Annotated in this window: 15 protein-coding genes; 9 read left to right on the top strand and 6 right to left on the bottom strand. The window is 57.8% G+C overall.

The window, feature by feature from the left end; translation table 11 throughout:
• Positions 1 to 36: 36 nt before the first annotated feature.
• Complete coding sequence (gene gsiC, locus DVA44_RS16640) at positions 37 to 957, top strand: glutathione ABC transporter permease GsiC (protein ID WP_103823478.1); 921 nt, start codon at positions 37 to 39, stop codon at positions 955 to 957.
• A gap of 1 nt (position 958) precedes the next feature.
• On the top strand, positions 959 to 1870 hold the full coding sequence (gsiD, locus tag DVA44_RS16635) for a glutathione ABC transporter permease GsiD (protein ID WP_114387597.1): 912 nt from the start codon (positions 959 to 961) through the stop codon (positions 1868 to 1870).
• A 105-nt stretch (positions 1871 to 1975) separates the two neighbouring features.
• Here the strand turns inward: gsiD and DVA44_RS16630 are convergent, their stop codons facing one another.
• The 3 genes from DVA44_RS16630 to DVA44_RS16620 form a co-directional block, all read right to left on the bottom strand.
• Positions 1976 to 2716, bottom strand: a complete 741-nt coding sequence (locus DVA44_RS16630) for a nitroreductase family protein (protein ID WP_103823476.1) — start codon at positions 2714 to 2716, stop codon at positions 1976 to 1978.
• A 109-nt stretch (positions 2717 to 2825) separates the two neighbouring features.
• Positions 2826 to 3503 carry a type 1 glutamine amidotransferase domain-containing protein gene (locus DVA44_RS16625; RefSeq protein WP_114387596.1) on the bottom strand — a complete coding sequence of 226 codons (678 nt, stop codon included), beginning with the start codon at positions 3501 to 3503 and terminating at the stop codon, positions 2826 to 2828.
• 83 nt (positions 3504 to 3586) lie between these two features.
• The gene (locus DVA44_RS16620; RefSeq protein ID WP_114387595.1) at positions 3587 to 6016 is read right to left on the bottom strand and encodes a membrane-bound PQQ-dependent dehydrogenase, glucose/quinate/shikimate family; all 2430 of its coding nucleotides are present in this window, start codon (positions 6014 to 6016) and stop codon (positions 3587 to 3589) included.
• A gap of 188 nt (positions 6017 to 6204) precedes the next feature.
• Here DVA44_RS16620 and DVA44_RS16615 point away from each other — a divergent pair, with 188 nt between their 5' ends.
• Positions 6205 to 6645 carry a GNAT family N-acetyltransferase gene (locus DVA44_RS16615; RefSeq protein WP_114315535.1) on the top strand — a complete coding sequence of 147 codons (441 nt, stop codon included), beginning with the start codon at positions 6205 to 6207 and terminating at the stop codon, positions 6643 to 6645.
• Positions 6646 to 6678: 33 nt separating this feature from the next.
• Here DVA44_RS16615 and DVA44_RS16610 read toward each other — a convergent pair whose 3' ends face one another.
• The gene (locus tag DVA44_RS16610) at positions 6679 to 7608 is read right to left on the bottom strand and encodes an NAD(P)-dependent oxidoreductase (RefSeq protein ID WP_114387594.1); all 930 of its coding nucleotides are present in this window, start codon (positions 7606 to 7608) and stop codon (positions 6679 to 6681) included.
• Positions 7608 to 8300: an RraA family protein gene (locus DVA44_RS16605; protein ID WP_114387593.1), complete on the bottom strand. Its 693-nt coding sequence runs from the start codon at positions 8298 to 8300 to the stop codon at positions 7608 to 7610. Before DVA44_RS16605 ends, DVA44_RS16610 begins: the two co-directional genes overlap by 1 nt.
• A gap of 170 nt (positions 8301 to 8470) precedes the next feature.
• Here DVA44_RS16605 and DVA44_RS16600 point away from each other — a divergent pair, with 170 nt between their 5' ends.
• The gene (locus DVA44_RS16600; protein ID WP_114315532.1) at positions 8471 to 9199 is read left to right on the top strand and encodes an IclR family transcriptional regulator; all 729 of its coding nucleotides are present in this window, start codon (positions 8471 to 8473) and stop codon (positions 9197 to 9199) included.
• A gap of 36 nt (positions 9200 to 9235) precedes the next feature.
• On the opposite strand, the gene DVA44_RS16595 is transcribed toward DVA44_RS16600, so the two are convergent.
• Positions 9236 to 10570 (bottom strand): MFS transporter, encoded by a 1335-nt coding sequence (locus tag DVA44_RS16595; protein WP_114387592.1) that lies wholly within the window; start codon positions 10568 to 10570, stop codon positions 9236 to 9238.
• Between the two features lie 446 nt (positions 10571 to 11016).
• Between DVA44_RS16595 and DVA44_RS16590 the strand changes: the two genes are divergently transcribed.
• The 5 genes from DVA44_RS16590 (at position 11017) to DVA44_RS16570 (ending at position 16413) form a co-directional block, all read left to right on the top strand.
• Entirely contained in the window at positions 11017 to 13779 is a 2763-nt protein-coding gene (locus DVA44_RS16590; protein WP_114387591.1) for a sigma 54-interacting transcriptional regulator, read from the top strand.
• Between the two features lie 106 nt (positions 13780 to 13885).
• Positions 13886 to 14308, top strand: a complete 423-nt coding sequence (locus tag DVA44_RS16585; protein WP_114387590.1) for a PTS sugar transporter subunit IIA — start codon at positions 13886 to 13888, stop codon at positions 14306 to 14308.
• A 15-nt stretch (positions 14309 to 14323) separates the two neighbouring features.
• Entirely contained in the window at positions 14324 to 14794 is a 471-nt protein-coding gene (locus tag DVA44_RS16580) for a PTS sugar transporter subunit IIB (protein ID WP_114387589.1), read from the top strand.
• 16 nt (positions 14795 to 14810) lie between these two features.
• Complete coding sequence (locus tag DVA44_RS16575) at positions 14811 to 15587, top strand: PTS mannose/fructose/sorbose/N-acetylgalactosamine transporter subunit IIC (RefSeq protein ID WP_114387588.1); 777 nt, start codon at positions 14811 to 14813, stop codon at positions 15585 to 15587.
• Positions 15568 to 16413 (top strand): PTS system mannose/fructose/sorbose family transporter subunit IID, encoded by an 846-nt coding sequence (locus tag DVA44_RS16570; protein ID WP_114387587.1) that lies wholly within the window; start codon positions 15568 to 15570, stop codon positions 16411 to 16413. The genes DVA44_RS16575 and DVA44_RS16570 overlap by 20 nt, the downstream gene beginning before the upstream one ends.
• The last annotated feature ends 7 nt before the right edge of the window (positions 16414 to 16420 follow it).

Below are 16420 nucleotides of genomic sequence, written 5' to 3'. Positions count from 1 at the left end.
CCGCAGGTATGCGCCTGCGGGATGAGAGGAATGTGCATGCTGAATTATGTGATTAAACGCCTGCTGGGGCTGATCCCGACGCTGCTGATTGTCGCGGTGCTGGTCTTTTTATTCGTCCATATGCTGCCAGGCGATCCGGCGCGGCTGATTGCCGGCCCGGAAGCGGATGCCACGGTCATTGAGCTGGTGCGTAAGCAGCTGGGGCTGGATCAGCCGCTCTACCGGCAGTTCTGGCACTACATTACCAACGTCCTGCGGGGCGATTTTGGTATCTCGATGGTCTCCCGTCGGCCCGTTTCCGCGGAAATTGCGAGCCGCTTTATGCCTACCTTTTGGCTGACTCTCGCCAGCATGGCCTGGGCGGTGCTGTTTGGCCTGATGGCCGGGATTGTGGCGGCCGTGTGGCGTAACCGCTGGCCGGACCGGCTGGGTATGGCGCTGGCGGTGACCGGCATCTCCTTCCCGGCTTTTGCGCTGGGGATGCTGCTGATGCAGATCTTCTCCGTGGAGCTGGGCTGGCTGCCCACCGTGGGCGCGGACAGTTGGCGGCACTACATTTTGCCTTCGCTGACGCTGGGCGCGGCGGTGGCGGCAGTGATGGCCCGCTTCACCCGCGCCTCGTTCGTTGACGTGCTGAATGAAGATTATATGCGCACCGCCCGGGCGAAGGGGGTGAGCGAGAGGTGGGTGATCCTCAAGCACGGCCTGCGCAATGCGATGATCCCGGTGGTCACCATGATGGGGCTACAGTTCGGTTTTCTGCTCGGCGGCTCCATTGTGGTGGAAAAGGTCTTTAACTGGCCTGGGCTCGGGCGCCTGCTGGTCGATTCCGTCGATATGCGCGACTACCCGGTGATTCAGGCGGAAGTATTGCTCTTTTCGCTGGAGTTTATTCTTATCAACTTAGTGGTGGATGTCCTGTATGCCGCCATTAATCCGGCTATCAGGTACAAGTAAGATGCGACTGTTAAACTGGCGCCGGCAGGCCATGTTAAAGGCGATGCCGGGACTTAAACCGGATCAGATCCGCACTCCGTGGCATGAATTCTGGCGACGCTTTCGCAAGCAGCCGGTGGCGATCGCCGCCGGGCTGTTCGTGCTGATGTTGATCCTGGTGGCGATACTGGCCCCGTGGATCGTTCCCTTCGATGCGGAGAACTATTTCGATTACGACCGTCTGAACGAGGGGCCATCAATGATGCACTGGTTCGGCGTGGACTCCCTGGGGCGCGATATCTTCAGCCGGGTGCTGATGGGCGCACAGATTTCGCTGGCGGCGGGCGTGTTTGCGGTGCTGATTGGCGCGGCTATCGGCACGGTGCTGGGCCTGCTGGCAGGTTATTATGAAGGCTGGTGGGACCGGATTATCATGCGCATCTGCGACGTGCTCTTTGCCTTCCCCGGTATTCTGCTGGCGATTGCGGTGGTGGCGGTGATGGGCAACGGCATGGCCAACGTGATTATCGCCGTGGCGATCTTCTCGATTCCAGCCTTCGCCCGTCTGGTGCGCGGCAATACGCTGGTGCTGAAACAGCAGACCTTTATCGAGTCGGCGCGCAGCATTGGTGCCAGCGACACCACGATTCTGTTTAACCATATCCTGCCGGGCACCGTCTCCTCCATCGTGGTCTATTTCACCATGCGTATCGGGGTGTCGATTATCTCAGCGGCGAGCCTGTCCTTTCTCGGCTTAGGCGCCCAGCCGCCGACCCCGGAGTGGGGAGCGATGCTTAACGAGGCGCGGGCCGATATGGTGATTGCTCCGCACGTGGCGCTGTTCCCGAGCATGGCGATTTTTTTCACCGTACTGGCGTTTAATCTGCTGGGAGATGGGCTGCGGGACGCGCTGGACCCGCGCATTAAGGGGTGAGCGGGGGCGCGCATTTTTGCCGGGTGGCGCTGCGCTTACCCGGCCTACAAGGGCCCATCACCCGTAGGCCCGTGCAAGCGAAGCGCCGCCGGGCAATGGCAGAAATTACTTGTCGACGCCGAAGCCCTGCTTAATCAGGGCTGGCAGCACGTCCGGGAAGTAAATGTGCTGGTAGTACCCGCTCACGCTTTCACTCCAGGTATCCCCGTCGGTACGGTTAATCGCCTGCCAGTGTTCGGTCATCTGCTGGTTGTAGCGGGTGATTTTCGCTTCCAGCCCTTCAGTGACATAGGCTTCGTCGTGGCGGAAGGTCTCCAGCGGCAGACGCGGTTTGTGATGGGATGGCACATCGACATGACCAATCACCACGCCCGCCACCGGGAAGGTGTGTTCCGGTAGCTCAAGCAGTTCAATCAGCTCTTGCGGCTTCAGACGGATCCCGCCAATCGGCACAATCCCCAGCCCTTCGGAGCGGGCTGCCGCCATCACCGAGCCCAGGGCAATGCCCACGTCGGTCGCGCCTGCCACCAGGCTCTCAATGCTCTGGTGCGCTATCTGCTCCTTGCCCGCCAGCTTCATGCCAACCTCGGTTTTGTACATATCCAGCACAAAGGTGATAAACACCGGGGCTTTGGCAATCCACGGCTGGCCGCCGGCGATCTGCGAAATCTGCGCCCGCTTTTCGGCATCGCGCGTGACGATCACCGACACCTGCTGGGAATGGACGGAGGTAGGAGCGCGGTAAGCGGTGCTGATGATGCGTTCGAGCGTGGCGTCATCGATGGCTTGATCGGTGAAGCTGCGCTCGCTTTTATGGTCGTTAAACAGGTCAATAATGGTGTTCATGCGTTCTCCCGTGTGAAGCGCAAAAGCTTAACAGCCTGAAACCGTTTTGCATTTAACACTCTTTGCGGTACACGCAGGCGAAAAGCCCGGCCAGCGGCCGGGTGGGGAGTTAGCGCAGCGCAGCAACCAGCGCTTTGGCCGTCTCTTCGGAGCTTGCCGGGTTCTGCCCGGTGATCAGTTTGCCATCTTCGACAATATACGAGCCCCAGTTCGGGCCTTTCTGGTAATGCGCGCCCAGCGCGCTCAACTCATCCTCCACCAGAAAAGGCACCACGTCGGTCAGTTCCACGTCGGCCTCTTCACCGTTGGTAAAACCGGTCACCTTGCGGCCCTTAACCAGCGGCTCGCCAGAGGCGGTTTTCACATGGCGCAGCACGCCCGGGGCGTGACAGACGAAGCCGGTTGGTTTACCTGCGCGGGTAAAGGCTTCAATCAGCGCGATGGAGGTTTGGGATTCCGCCAGATCCCACAGCGGGCCGTGGCCACCCGGATAGAAGACAGTGTCAAAATCGTCCTGGCGCACGCTGTCGAGCTTCAGGGTGTTGGCGAGCTCGCGCTGGGCCACCGGATCGGCTTTGAAGCGCTGGGTCAGTTCGGTCTGAAAATCGGCTGAGTCACTTTTGGGATCCAGCGGTGGCTGACCGCCTGCCGGGGAAGCCAGCACCACCTCGGCTCCCGCATCTTTGAAGATGTAATACGGGGCGGCAAACTCTTCCAGCCAGAAGCCCGTTTTCTTACCGGTATTGCCAAGGTCGCTGTGAGAGGTGAGAACCATTAAGACTTTCATTGTTATCTCCGGTGATGATACGAGATATAAAAGTAGCCTGGTTCGGTTAAGCCATCCCCTGAGGGATGGCTGTTTCAGAACTATTACGGCAGCTTATAAGCAATCACGTAGTCACCCCGATCCGGGGAATTACGCGCGCCGCCCGCGGTGATCAGCAGATACTGCTTCCCGTCCACCGGCGATTTATAGCTGATTGGCGTGCTCTGGCTCCCCACCGGCAGGCGGGCTTTCCATACCTCTTTACCGGTCGAGGTATCGAACGCGCGCAGATAGTAATCCTGCGTGGAGGCGATAAACACCAGGCCGCCCTGGGTGGCCATGGTGCCGCCGATAGTCGGCATACCAATCGGGATCGGCAGTCCCATCTTCACGCCAAACGGACCGGTATCCTTTACCGTACCCACCGGCACCTGCCAGGCAATTTTCTGGGTTTTCAGATCCACCGCCGTCAGGGTGCCAAACGGCGGTTTCTGGCAGGGGATCTCTACCGGCGACATAAAGCGCACTTTGGCGTTAATGGCGTACGGCGTACCGGCCAGCGGCACCGGACGGCTGATGGCGGCCGCTTCGTTGCCATCATTTTTGGCGCCCTGAATCTCCGGTGAGGCCGGGATCAGCTGCACTTCCAGGCCCACGCGCATGTCGTTGATGAACAGGTACTGATTCACCGGGTCAATCGACAGGCCGCCCCAGTTCATGCCGCCTAACGAGCCCGGCAGGTTCAGCGACGGATCATCCCCCGGCGGGGTGAACAGGCCGTTGTAACGTTTGGATTTGAACTCGATACGGCAGATCAGCTGGTCAAACGGGGTTGCGCCCCACATGTCGGACTCTTTCAACACTTCTGCGCCGATGGTCGGCATGCCTACCGAGAAGGGTTGGGTCGGGGAGTAGATCTCTTTCGGGATCTGGCCCTGCGTCACCTTACGCTCTTCGACTTTGGTCAGCGGCTTACCGGTTGCGCGATCCAGCACAAACAGCTGGCCGGATTTGGTGCCGAAGATCAGCGCCGGGGTGGTTTTGCCATCTGCGGCAGGGAAGTCGCTAAAGGTTGGCTGCATCGGGACGTCAAAGTCCCAGAGGTCGTTGTGAACAGTCTGGTAAACCCATTTCACCTTACCGGTGCTGGCGTCCACCGCCACCATAGAGGCGCCAAACTTGCGATCCAGGGCGTTGTGCTTCACGCCCCACAGATCCACCGCCGCGCTGCCGGTTGGCATATAGACAGTGTTGGACTGCGGATCGTAAGACATCGGCGCCCAGACGTTCGGGGTGGAACGGGTGTAGGTTTCGTTGTCGGCCGGCGCGTTCTGGTCGTCCGGTTTGCCCGGATCGAAGGCCCAACGCAGCTGGCCGGTGATCACATCAAAACCGCGCACTACGCCGCCAGGCATATCCGTCGCCACGTTATCCGCCACGCGGCCGCCCACCACGATGGTCGTTCCGGCGAGGGTCGGGGCAGACGTCGGGTAGTACTGGCCGGTATCCGCGCCTTTACCCATCTGCGCGCTAAGGCTGACGCGGCCGTGGTTGCCGAACTCTTCGCAGAACTGACCGGTATCGGCATCGAGGGCAACCAGTTCAGGGGTCACACTGTTCATGATGATCCGGCGTTTGCACTGGGCATCCGCTGGCAGAGAAACGGCGGCTACCGGCGAAGAGCCCGGCAGGGTTGGCTGCTGCAGCGGGGCGTCAGCATCAAAGTAGGCCAGGCCGCGGCAGCGCATCCATTTTTTCTGTTTCGCGTTGATTTCGGTTTTCCACAACTCCTTGCCGGTGGTCGCATCGACGGCTATCACGTTGTTATGCGGCGTGCAGAGGAACAGCCTGTTGCCGATCTGCAGCGGGGTCTGCTGATCTTCCGCGCCGCCGCCGTTCGGGCTGACGGGAACATCGCCGGTACGGTAGGTCCAGGCCACCTGCAGGTTTTTGACGTTATCACGGGTGATCTGATCCAGAGCCACAAAGCGCGATGCGCCCGGCGTGTTGCCGTAGTTCGCCCAGTTCTTCTGTTCTTCACCGGGTTTAACCGGGGTGAGGGGTAACTGCGCACCCGAAGCCGCCACCGGATCGTGTGGGACAAACATACCTCCCACGGTGGCAGCAAAGGCGATCGCCAGCACTGCCGCAATTGCGCCAGCACCTTTCCAGCACGGGGTTCTACCGGCGCGGCGCAGCAGCGATGGCAGAGAGAGCGCCACCAGGATGGCGATGCCCGCGAGGGTTAACAGACGGGAGACCAGTGACCAGAAGTCCAGGCCGACGTCCCACAGGGCCCAAAGGGCAGTACCTGCCAGCACCACAAAATAGAGGGCCGCTCCACTCAGACGCTGGCGCAGGATCTGCACACCCGAGATGATAAGCAGGCAGCCGCTGATCAGAAAGTAGGGGCTGCCCTGAACGCTGACCAACTTCCCACCGTAGTAAGCGAAGAATATCCCCATCGCCAGAATTAAGACGCCCAGAAGCCCCAGCAGTACCGCTGCGGTTCTGGATAATTTTTGATCGGACATAAATGTTCCCTGATGTTGGCAAAAGCTGAGTGAAATCACTCAAAAGTGACGATTTATAATCTAAGGCGCGCGAGTGTACAACAACCAGGTAACAATATATTTACCAGAAATAGCTTTCTGAAGCGTCGGGCAGGCAGGGGGCAAATCTTGTTATCATCAGACTCTCTCTGACAGAACAAGGAGTAACAATGATGGTTAAGGTTCGTGAGGCAAAAGCGGACGATTACGACGCATGGCTAAAATTGTGGAAGGGCTATCTCGATTTTTACGGCAACAGGCTGGATGAGGCGGTGACTCTGGCGACCTGGCGGCGGGTACTGTCCCCGGATTCCGCTCTGTTTTGCCGACTGGCAGAAACCGAACAGGGCGTGGTGGGTTTTGCTATCTGCGTGCTGCATGAAGGCACCTGGGTGACCCAGCCGCTCTGCTATCTGGAAGACCTGTTTGTCGATGACGCGGCACGCGGCAAGGGGGCGGGCAGGGCGCTGATTGAAGCAGTTATTAATGAAGCCCGGGAGAAAGGATGGTCGAAGGTTTACTGGGTCACCCGGGAGGGCAATCCGGCCCGGGCGTTATATGACAAGCTTGCAACGGTGGATGATTATGTTCGGTACAGGATTACGGTTTAATAACCATCCAAGTATAAGCTCAATAGTGAAATCTTAGCGGCTTGTGTTTAAAACCTGCAAAATATTCCCGGCCGCGACGGTGCCCATTTTGATATACGAGGCTTCACTCACGCCGCCAATATGAGGGGAAATAATCACATCTTCTCTCCCTTGCCAGATATGGGGTGCCGCCAGCGGCTCGACCGTAAAGCTGTCCAGCGCGGCGCTTCGTAGGATCCCCTCGTCCAGGGCATGAATCAGGGCGTTATCATCAATCAAACTGCCGCGAGCGGTATTAACCAGAATAGCGCCTCGCTTACAGCGGGCGAGCGTTTCAGCGTTAATCATACCGCGATTGTCCGCGGTTAAGGGGCAGTGCAGGGAGATCACGTCCGCGTGGGACAGTAGGTCATTCAGCGTTTCTGCACGCTCACAGGAGGAGGGCAGGGTTTTAGCAAAGGGATCGTAGGCCAGCACGCGCATGCCGAACGCATTACCCACCGTGGCAACACGGGATCCAATCGCTCCCAGGCCAATCAGGCCCAGGGTGAGGCCCTCCAGCTCCAGAGATTTATGCGTGGATTTATCCCAGTGCCCGTCACGCAGACGTTTATCGAGGGAGACAACAGATTTGGCGCAGGCCAGGATCATGGCCCATGTATGTTCCGCCACGGCGGCGGCGTTGGCACCAGGCGCAGAACAGACGGCGATATTCCGCTCAGCCGCTGCCGCCTGATCGATGACGTCAATACCGCTACCATGCTTGGATATGACCTTTAACCCCGGGGCTGCGTCCATGATACTGGCCGTGATCTTGCCGTAACGCACCAGGATCGCCACAGGATTGTACTGTTCGCAGAGCGCTATCAGCTGCGCTTCCGTGGGCTGGCGACCGGCATACACGATCTCATAGTTACCCAACATCGCGACAGCCTGCTCAGCCAGATCGCTCCCGGTAACCAGAATGACCTTTTTATCGCCCATTACAGCGTCTCCCCGTCGGTTAACATTCCTGCTTTACGCAACGCATCATTCAGCCAGTGCGGGCGCAGATCGCCTTTGCGGATGGCCTCGAGGCGGCGGGTTTCGGTCTCCAGCTTCACTTTGGCCTGGGCAATAACCTGCTGCACTTCATCGCGTGGAATGACCACCACCCCGTCAATATCCGCCACCACCAGATCCCCGGGACACACGGTCGCACCGGCAACGGAGATGGCATGGTTCACCCGGCCCGGGATCGATTTGGTGGGGCCACATGGATTAAGGCCTGCGGAAAACACCGGGTAATTTCCCTTACTCAGGGTTTCAGCATCACGTACGGCACCGTCAATGATGATCCCGGCAATACCGCTGGCCTCGGCCTGAGTCGCCATGATTTCACCCAACAGGGCGCAGCTGATATCGCCCTTGCCATCCACCACCAGCACATCGCCGGGCTGGGCAATTGCCATGGCGGCATGAATGGCCAGGTTGTCACCCGGACGCACTTCCACGGTAATTGCCGGGCCGGCGAGGGCCATATGCGGTGCCAGCGGCTTAATGCGGCCGTGCAGCGTACCGCGACGACCTGCCACATCCGCAAGGATAGCAGCCTGATATTCAGAGGCCTGGAGAACCTCTTCCGGGGATACACGTTCGAACTGGCGATTGATCATGGTTTTTTCTGATGCGGACATGAATGCCTCCATAGTTGTTTTACTGTGTACAATGCAGGTGTACAATGAAAAACAACTATAGCGGGATTGTTTCGCTTTTAGCCAGAGCTGCGTTGGCGTTTGTGATGTAAACACGAAGTGACTCACAAAATTTGAGGTACACTCTTTGCCGACCATAAAAGGAGAAAACGATGGGTAATGAAGGCGTTGTGGCGGTTGAAAAGGCGCTGGCTTTACTGGATTGCTTCCGTCCCGGCGATGAGAGCCTGACGCTGACCGCGCTGGCACAGTTATCGGGATATCATAAAACCACCGTATACCGGTTGATGAATTCTCTGGAACGCATGAACTACGTCGTCAGACATGATGATGGCAACTATGCCCTAGGTCCGCGTCTGCTTTATCTGGGTAAGCTCTACGAACAGTCGTTTCATCTCGCCAGAGTGGTACAGCCTGAGCTGCAGGCGTTGTCGCAGGAGTCGCAGGAAAGTGCAAGCTGGTATGTGCTGGAAGGCGGGCAGCGACTCTGCCTGTTTCGTGCAGAAGCGTCTCATGGGCTGCGCCACAGCAACCTGCCGGGCAGTCAATTTCCGCTCGACGATTCCGCTATTAGCAAGGTACTTCGTCACTGGGGGCTGAATGAAGCGTTGCCTGAGGGAGAACCATCGGTTCCGCTCTACACCTCAGGAGCACGCGACCCCCATACCGCCGCCTTTGCAATGCCGGTGTTTGGCGTGCATGACAAACTTATTGCTGCCCTGGCACTGACCGGGCCGTCGTCAAGGCTGACCGAAGACCGTCGGGATCGGGGAGTAAGCCAACTGATGAAGGCCACCGCCAGCCGTCTTTCGCTGAAGATGGGGGCCAGCAAGCCATTTTGCATTGAGTTCTACGGTGAAGCAGAGGAGCTGGAGAACTGATGCCTGCACGCGGGACCGCAGTCCCGCGTGGCCATCTTAATGGGTCAACTGGTTTTCCTGGCTCACGTGACGGCGAGCCTGACGTCCCATCACCAGCACCGCAATGCCCCCGGCAATACACAGACCTGCCAGTGGAAGCATCGCCAGCGTATGGCTGCCGGTGCGTTCATTAATGATGCCATAGGCGTTCACCATCACCACACCGCCAATCAGGTTAGCAATGGCCCCGATGGCGGCCAGCCCCGCAGCTGCCGAAGTGCTGTTCATCCAGCCCGACGCCAGCGCCCAGAATGGACCTTTCATCGAGTATGCCCCAACCAGCATCACGCTGAGGATCGCAATAGTTACCGGCAGAGAGATGCTAACAAACGCCGCGAACACGCCTGCTGCAATTAAGAACAGAGTCAGCGCGGTATGCCAGCGACGCTCGTTGCTGCGGTCTGAGCTGCGTCCCCACACGATCATCAGCACCGATGCCAGACCGTAAGGGATGGCGTTGAGCAGACCGGTGGTCATGTTGTCGAGGTGGAACGATTTCAGAAGTTGCGGGGACCAGACGCTGATGGTGGTACCTGCCGAGGACGCACCGGTGTAGATCAGCGCCATCAGCCAGATGTGACGGTGTTTCAGCAGCTGCCAGGTCGTTTGGTGGCCGATATTTTTTGACTGCTGACGTTCACTTTCCAGAGTGGATTCCAGCCACTGTTTTTGTTCATTGTTCAGCCAACTGGCCTGATGCGGGCGGTCGCGGAGAATAAACCAGGCAACAATCCCCAGCAGCACGGCGGGTAAGCCTTCAATGATGAACAGCAGATGCCAGCCGCGCAGACCCATCCAGCCATCCAGCGTCAGGATCAGGCCGGAGAGGGGAGATCCGATAAAGTTGGCCAGCGGGATCGCCACCATAAATGAGGCGATGATCCGTGCCCGGTAGCGGGATGGGATCCACCAGGTGAGATACAGCACCACGCCCGGGAAGAAGCCCGCTTCTGCCGCGCCGAGTAGAAAACGCACGATATAGAGCGACGTGGTGCTCTCAACCAGCGACATGCACATCGACACCACGCCCCAGCTGATCATAATGCGTGGGATCCACAGTCGCGCGCCGACTTTCTGCATTGCCAGGTTGCTCGGCACTTCAAACAGGAAATAGGCAACAAAGTAGAGACTACTGGCGAAGCCAAACGCGGCTTTGCTGAGGCCGAGATCTTCGTTCATCTGCAGTGAAGCCATGCCAATGTTTCCACGATCGATAATCGAGACCAGGTAGCTGACGATCAGAAACGGGAGGATGCGCCAGATAACCTTGCGCATGGTCTCTCTTTCTATCGCCTCTGTGGCCGTCACGCCGTTATGAATGTGCTCTGTCATTATTTCCTCGCAGGGTTTCATTATGTTTATCAGGAAATTCTCAGCAAAGTAAGCAGCGCTCTCCCTTTGGTCACTAGCTTGTTAAGCCCGGCTGCGGTGCATTCCTTTTGTTTTACTGTGTACAACATGATTTTATAGAACAAAACCACTATAGCGGTGACGCGTTCTTTTTATCCAGTTAATGGAAGGTTTAAATGATGTAAATAAGAGGTGACTCACAGATGAGACGTAGTAGATATGTAGAGAGGGAGGAGCCAAATAATGCAGGGCAGGGGACATTTACACTCAATGCGGTGCCGTTTTTTCATAGGCCGGGTCAGGCGTAGCCGCCACCCGGCAATCTGTGCACTCCCCCACAAAAGCGCACATAACCCGCCGTCGCGTACCCTCCGTCCGCGCGTTTGCGGGCATCATACCCCCATGACACTCCAGTTGTGGGATAAGCCATGCGTAATGAAATCCTGAGCTTTTTGGCCAACCAGACCGATTTTTTTGACCCGCAAAACCTGAGCGAGGTCTTCACCGCCAGCTACCTTGCAGAGCGGTTTGATCTCAAACGCAACACCGCCAGCCACTACCTGAACCAGCTGGTGGCCCAGGGCGAGCTGGTTAAAATCAATACCCGGCCGGTCTACTTCCTGCACAAGAAAGCCTTCAGCCAGCAGTTCTCCCCCCCGTCAGGCAACGAATACGACAGCATCGCGCAGCTGCTGAATGACGGCGACAGCGGGCAGGAACCGCCGGATCACTTTTCGCTGCTGATCGGTCATGACGGCAGCCTGAAAAAGGCCATTGCCCAGCTAAAAACGGCGCTCTTTTACCCCGATGGCGGCCTGCCGCTGCTGATCACCGGTGAGAGCGGCACTGGCAAAAGCTATATGGCGAACCTGATGCATGCCTACGCCATTTCGCAGGGGCTCCTGGCGGACGATGCCCCCTTCGTCAGCTTCAACTGCGCTCAGTACGCCAGCAACCCGGAGCTGCTGGCGGCGAACCTGTTCGGCTATGTGAAAGGGGCTTTTACCGGGGCGCAGACCGATAAACAAGGTGCATTCGAAGCCGCCGATGGGGGAATGCTGTTTCTCGACGAGGTGCATCGCCTGAACGCCGAGGGCCAGGAGAAACTCTTTACCTGGCTCGACCGCAAGGAGATCTACCGGGTGGGGGAAACCGCCCAGGGTCGCCCCATCACCACCCGGCTGGTCTTTGCCACTACCGAGGATCTGCACAGCACCTTCTTAACCACCTTCCTGCGGCGTATTCCCATTCTGGTCACGCTGCCCGACCTTAACGCGCGTTCCCGCCAGGAAAAAGAGGCGTTGATCCTTCAGTTCTTCTGGCGGGAAGCGAAGAAGCTGGATGTTCCCCTGACCCTTACGCCCCGACTGCGCCAGGTGCTTCTCCACGTCCTTTATCGCGGTAACGTGGGCGAGCTGAAAAATGTGGTCAAGTATGCGGTCGCCGCGGCGTGGGCCAGACAGCGGGGGCAGGCGGCGATTAGCGTTACCCTTCAGGATCTGCCGGAGAAGGTACTGGCTGCTATCCCGACGCTGAGCGACGCGCCTGTAGTGGAAGAGCCGCTGACCATCGAACCTCAGACCAACCTGCTGTGGCTGCTCCGCGCCCACGACCGGACCCAGGGATTGATCCATGACACCCAGTGTCAGGTGCTGGCTCTGTACGAAGAGGTGATCGCCGGTCGGTCAGACTGGGAGGATGTGCACCGGCGGATGGGGGAGGAGATCGAAACCCTGTTCGACCGGCTGGTGTTTCACCATCGCGAGACTACCGCCTCGCCACTGTTGCAGCTCACCACCCAGCAGGTGCGGGAGGCGTTTTACCGCCTGGAGCAGCAGTTTAACGTGCAGTTTAACGGCAATGGGATTTACGCCCTGAGCCACTATCTGGTGCATCGCGCCCACAGTGGCCTCTCTGCCCTGAGCCAGGAGCGTGTCCGTCTGCTGGATGATTTCCTGGCGCAAAAGTACCCCCAGTTGTACCGTTTTTGCCAGGCGATGATCGCCGCCCTGACGCAAAAACTCGATATCGAAGCTCAGCGTATCGATGCCCTGCTACTTGTGCTGTGGCTGCATAAAGCCGGGGCGGTGAGTCAATCCCAGGTGATGCGGGCGGTGATCCTGGCCCACGGCTACGCCACCGCCAGCAGTATTGCTAATGTGACGAACCGCTTACTGAAACAGACCGTTTTTGAATCCTTCGATATGCCTCTCGACGTCACGCCGGAGGCGATTGCCCAGCAGGTCATGCACTACATCGAAAGTAACGCCGTGACGTCCGGGCTGATGATCCTGGTGGATATGGGGTCGCTTAACGCTATCCATAGCCACTTTCAGCGTCGCCTCTCGACCCCGGTGGCGATTGTGAATAACGTCTCCACCAGCATGGCGCTCTATGTCGGAGAAAGGATCCTGCAAGGGCACCACATCGAGGAGATCGCCCGCGAGATCGGCGGTGATTTACCGGTGGAGCACCAGCTCTTCTGGCCGCAGGCCAGTAAACCCCGGGTCATACTTACCACCTGCATCACCGGGATCGGCGCGGCGGCCAATCTCTGTCATCTGCTGAAGGCCAGCATCCCGGAGGCGCTGGGGATAGAGGTGATCGCCTGCGATTACGAGATGCTCAGCGACCCCCAGGAGCGGGCGGTGGCCTTCAACCGCTACGACATACTGGCGATTGTCGGCACCTTCGATCCACAGGTGCCCGCTGTACCGTGGATCTCGCTGGATTCGCTGATTGCCGGGGAGGGGACGCGACCGCTGATGCGCATCTTTGGTGACATTGCCACTCAGGAGCAGGTGGACGAGATTAACAATCTGCTGCTAAAGAACTTCTCCCTGCGGCGGGTGATTGAGTCGGTCACCATTCTGGATACCACCAAAGTGATTAACCAGGTGGAGCAGTTTGTCTTTCGCTATGAGCATCTGGCTGGCTACCAGGTACCAAACGAACGCAAGGTGGCGCTCTATGTACACATTAGCTGTCTGATTGAGCGGCTGATCCGTAACGCCTCGCCTACCACCTACGCCGGGCGACAGTGTCCTGAAAGCGAGCTGGCGCTGTTGCGCCAGGCCTTTAGTGTCATTGAGAGCAGTTATAGTGTCAAAATCCCCGTCGTCGAGCTCTGTTACATCCACAATATTCTGACCCTGGAAACGGAATTTATTCAGGCAGATCAAGAGTTTTAATACATTCCTCTCTTTTCCTCACCCACGCGCCACTTTTTCCTGGCACGTGGGTTGCACTCTCTGTTTAGCACATCGCTGCACAGTGGAATGAGCTTTCGAGGACAGGATGAAACGACATTACATTTTTGCCAGTCACGGCACCTTTGCCCGCGGGTTACTCGATTCGGTTGAGCTGATCCTCGGCAAGCAGCAGGACATCCATACGCTCTGCGCCTACGTCGACGAGAACCGCGATTTAACCGAGCAGGTAGAAACTTTACTCTCCAGCCTGCCCGAAGAGGATGAGGTGATTGCGATCACCGATATTTTTGCCGGTAGCGTCAACAACGAATTTATCCGCTTTTTGCACCGGCCAAATTTTCATTTGATCGCGGGCCTCAATCTCCCGTTGGTGATCGGCTTGCTGATTTCAGCGGATGAGCAGGATAGCGAGAAATTAATTCACGAAGCGTTATTCAGTTCCAGAGAGAGTATTCAGTATTGCAACCAGTCTATTGCCAGTGCGCTGCAGGCGGATAAAGACTTCTGATCGAGAGGAAGAATAATGATTACGTTATTACGCGTTGACCACCGCTTATTACACGGACAGGTCGCCTTTTCCTGGACCCAGTATGTCGGGGCTGATTGCATATTAATTGCCAACGACAGTGTGCCGAATGATGAATTACGTAAAACGACCATCAAGCTGGCAAAACCGCCCGCGGTGAAGCTGGTGATTAAAAATATCAACGACTCCATTGAAGCCATTAAAAGCGGCGTCACCGATAAATATCATCTTTTTATCGTCGTGGAGTCTGTGGACGATGCCTGGCGTTTAGCTTCGGCGGTAGACGGTATTAAAAGCATTAATCTTGGCGGCGTTAAAGCGAAAGAGGGGGCGCGCAATATCTCTAAGGCCATTAATTTGCTGCCGGACGAAATAGAAAAACTCACTCAACTGGTCGGCAACGGTATTGAAGTCGAAATTCGCCAGGTGCCGAACGATCGCAAGCAGTTATTAGCGGAAACGCTGTAATTCATGAGGACTCACTATGGTAGAGGCACTTTTACTCGGATTGGTGGCGTTTATCGCCCAGTCTGAATATGCCCTCGGCACCTCGCTGCTCTCCCGGCCCATTGTCACCGGCCTGTTAACCGGGCTGGTGTTGGGCGATGTGCAGACGGGGGTGGTGATGGGCGCGACGCTCGAGCTGGCGTTTATCGGGTCGTTTTCGGTGGGGGCGTCAATTCCGCCGGACGTGGTCACCGGCGGAGTGCTCGGCGTGGCATTCGCCATCACCTCCGGGGCAGGAACGGAAACGGCGCTGCTGCTCGGCCTGCCAATCGCCACCCTGACGCTGGTACTGAAAAACGTCTATCTCGGCATGTTTATCCCCATGCTCAGCCAGAAGGCCGACAGCTATGCCGAACAGGCGGATACCGGCGGCATTGAGCGGATGCACCTTATCGCCGGGTTTGGTCTGTCGCTGATGCTGGCGACGGTGGTGACGGTGTCGTTCCTGGTGGGCAGCAGCGCGGTGAAATCCTTGCTGGATGCCATTCCGGAATTTATTAAGCACGGGTTAAGCGTGGCGACGGGGATCATTCCGGCGCTGGGCTTTGCCATGCTCGCCCGACTGTTGATTAACAAAAAAGTGGCTCCGTTCTTCTTCCTCGGCTTTGCCCTGATGGCGTACCTGAAAATACCCGTCACCGGTATCGCCATTCTCGGTGCCATTGTGGCGGTGGTGATGGTCAATATGACCACCCTTAACGCTCCCCGTACGACGACCGATCAAGGAGTCGCTGATGACGACGAAGATTTCTGAAGAGACCCTGCCAGAGACGCAGGATGAGAACGCGATTAATGCCCGCGATCTGCGCCGGGTGTTCTGGCGGTCGTTCCAGATGGAGTTTTCCTGGAACTATGAGCGGCAGATGAACCTTGCCTTCGTCTATGCCCTGATCCCGGTGCTGAAAAAGCTCTATCCACAAAAGGCCGCGCTGGCGGCGGCACTAAAACGCCACCTGGTGTTCTTCAATACCACGCCGCATATCGTCACGCTGCTGCTGGGCATCACCACCGCGATGGAGGAGAAAAACAGCCAGCAAAACGAAATGGACGGCACGGCGATCGACAACGTGAAGGCGTCGCTGATGGGGCCGCTGGCCGGGCTGGGGGACTCCTTTTTCTGGGGAACGCTGCGCCTGATCGCCACCGGGATCGGCACCAGCCTGGCGCTGCAGGGCAATATCCTGGGGCCAATCCTGTTCCTGCTGGTGTTTAACGTGCCGCACATTCTGGTGCGCTGGCTCTTTACCCGCTGGGGATACGTGCTGGGCACCGGGGTGCTCCATCGGGTGCAGAAGAGCGGGATGATGGAGAGCCTTACCTATGGCGCGTCGATTATCGGGCTGATGGTAGTGGGGGCGATGGCCGCCTCGATGATCAACATCACTATCCCTATCTCCTTCGGCGCGGGAGAGGCGAAAACCGAGGTCCAGGGGATCATCGACAACATCATGCCTTGTCTGCTGCCCCTTATCAGCTTCGGCATTGTCTACTGGCTGCTGGGGCGCAAGGTAAAACCGCTCACCATCATCGGCGGCATGGCGCTGGTGGGCATTCTGGGTTCGTGGATCGGTCTGTTTTAAGCGGAGA

The sequence above is a fragment of the Leclercia sp. W17 genome (genome assembly GCF_003336325.1).
Classification (GTDB): Bacteria; Pseudomonadota; Gammaproteobacteria; order Enterobacterales; family Enterobacteriaceae; genus Enterobacter.
The sequence above is the reverse complement of the archived record's forward strand: the minus strand, read 5'-3'. Positions and strand labels throughout refer to the sequence as shown.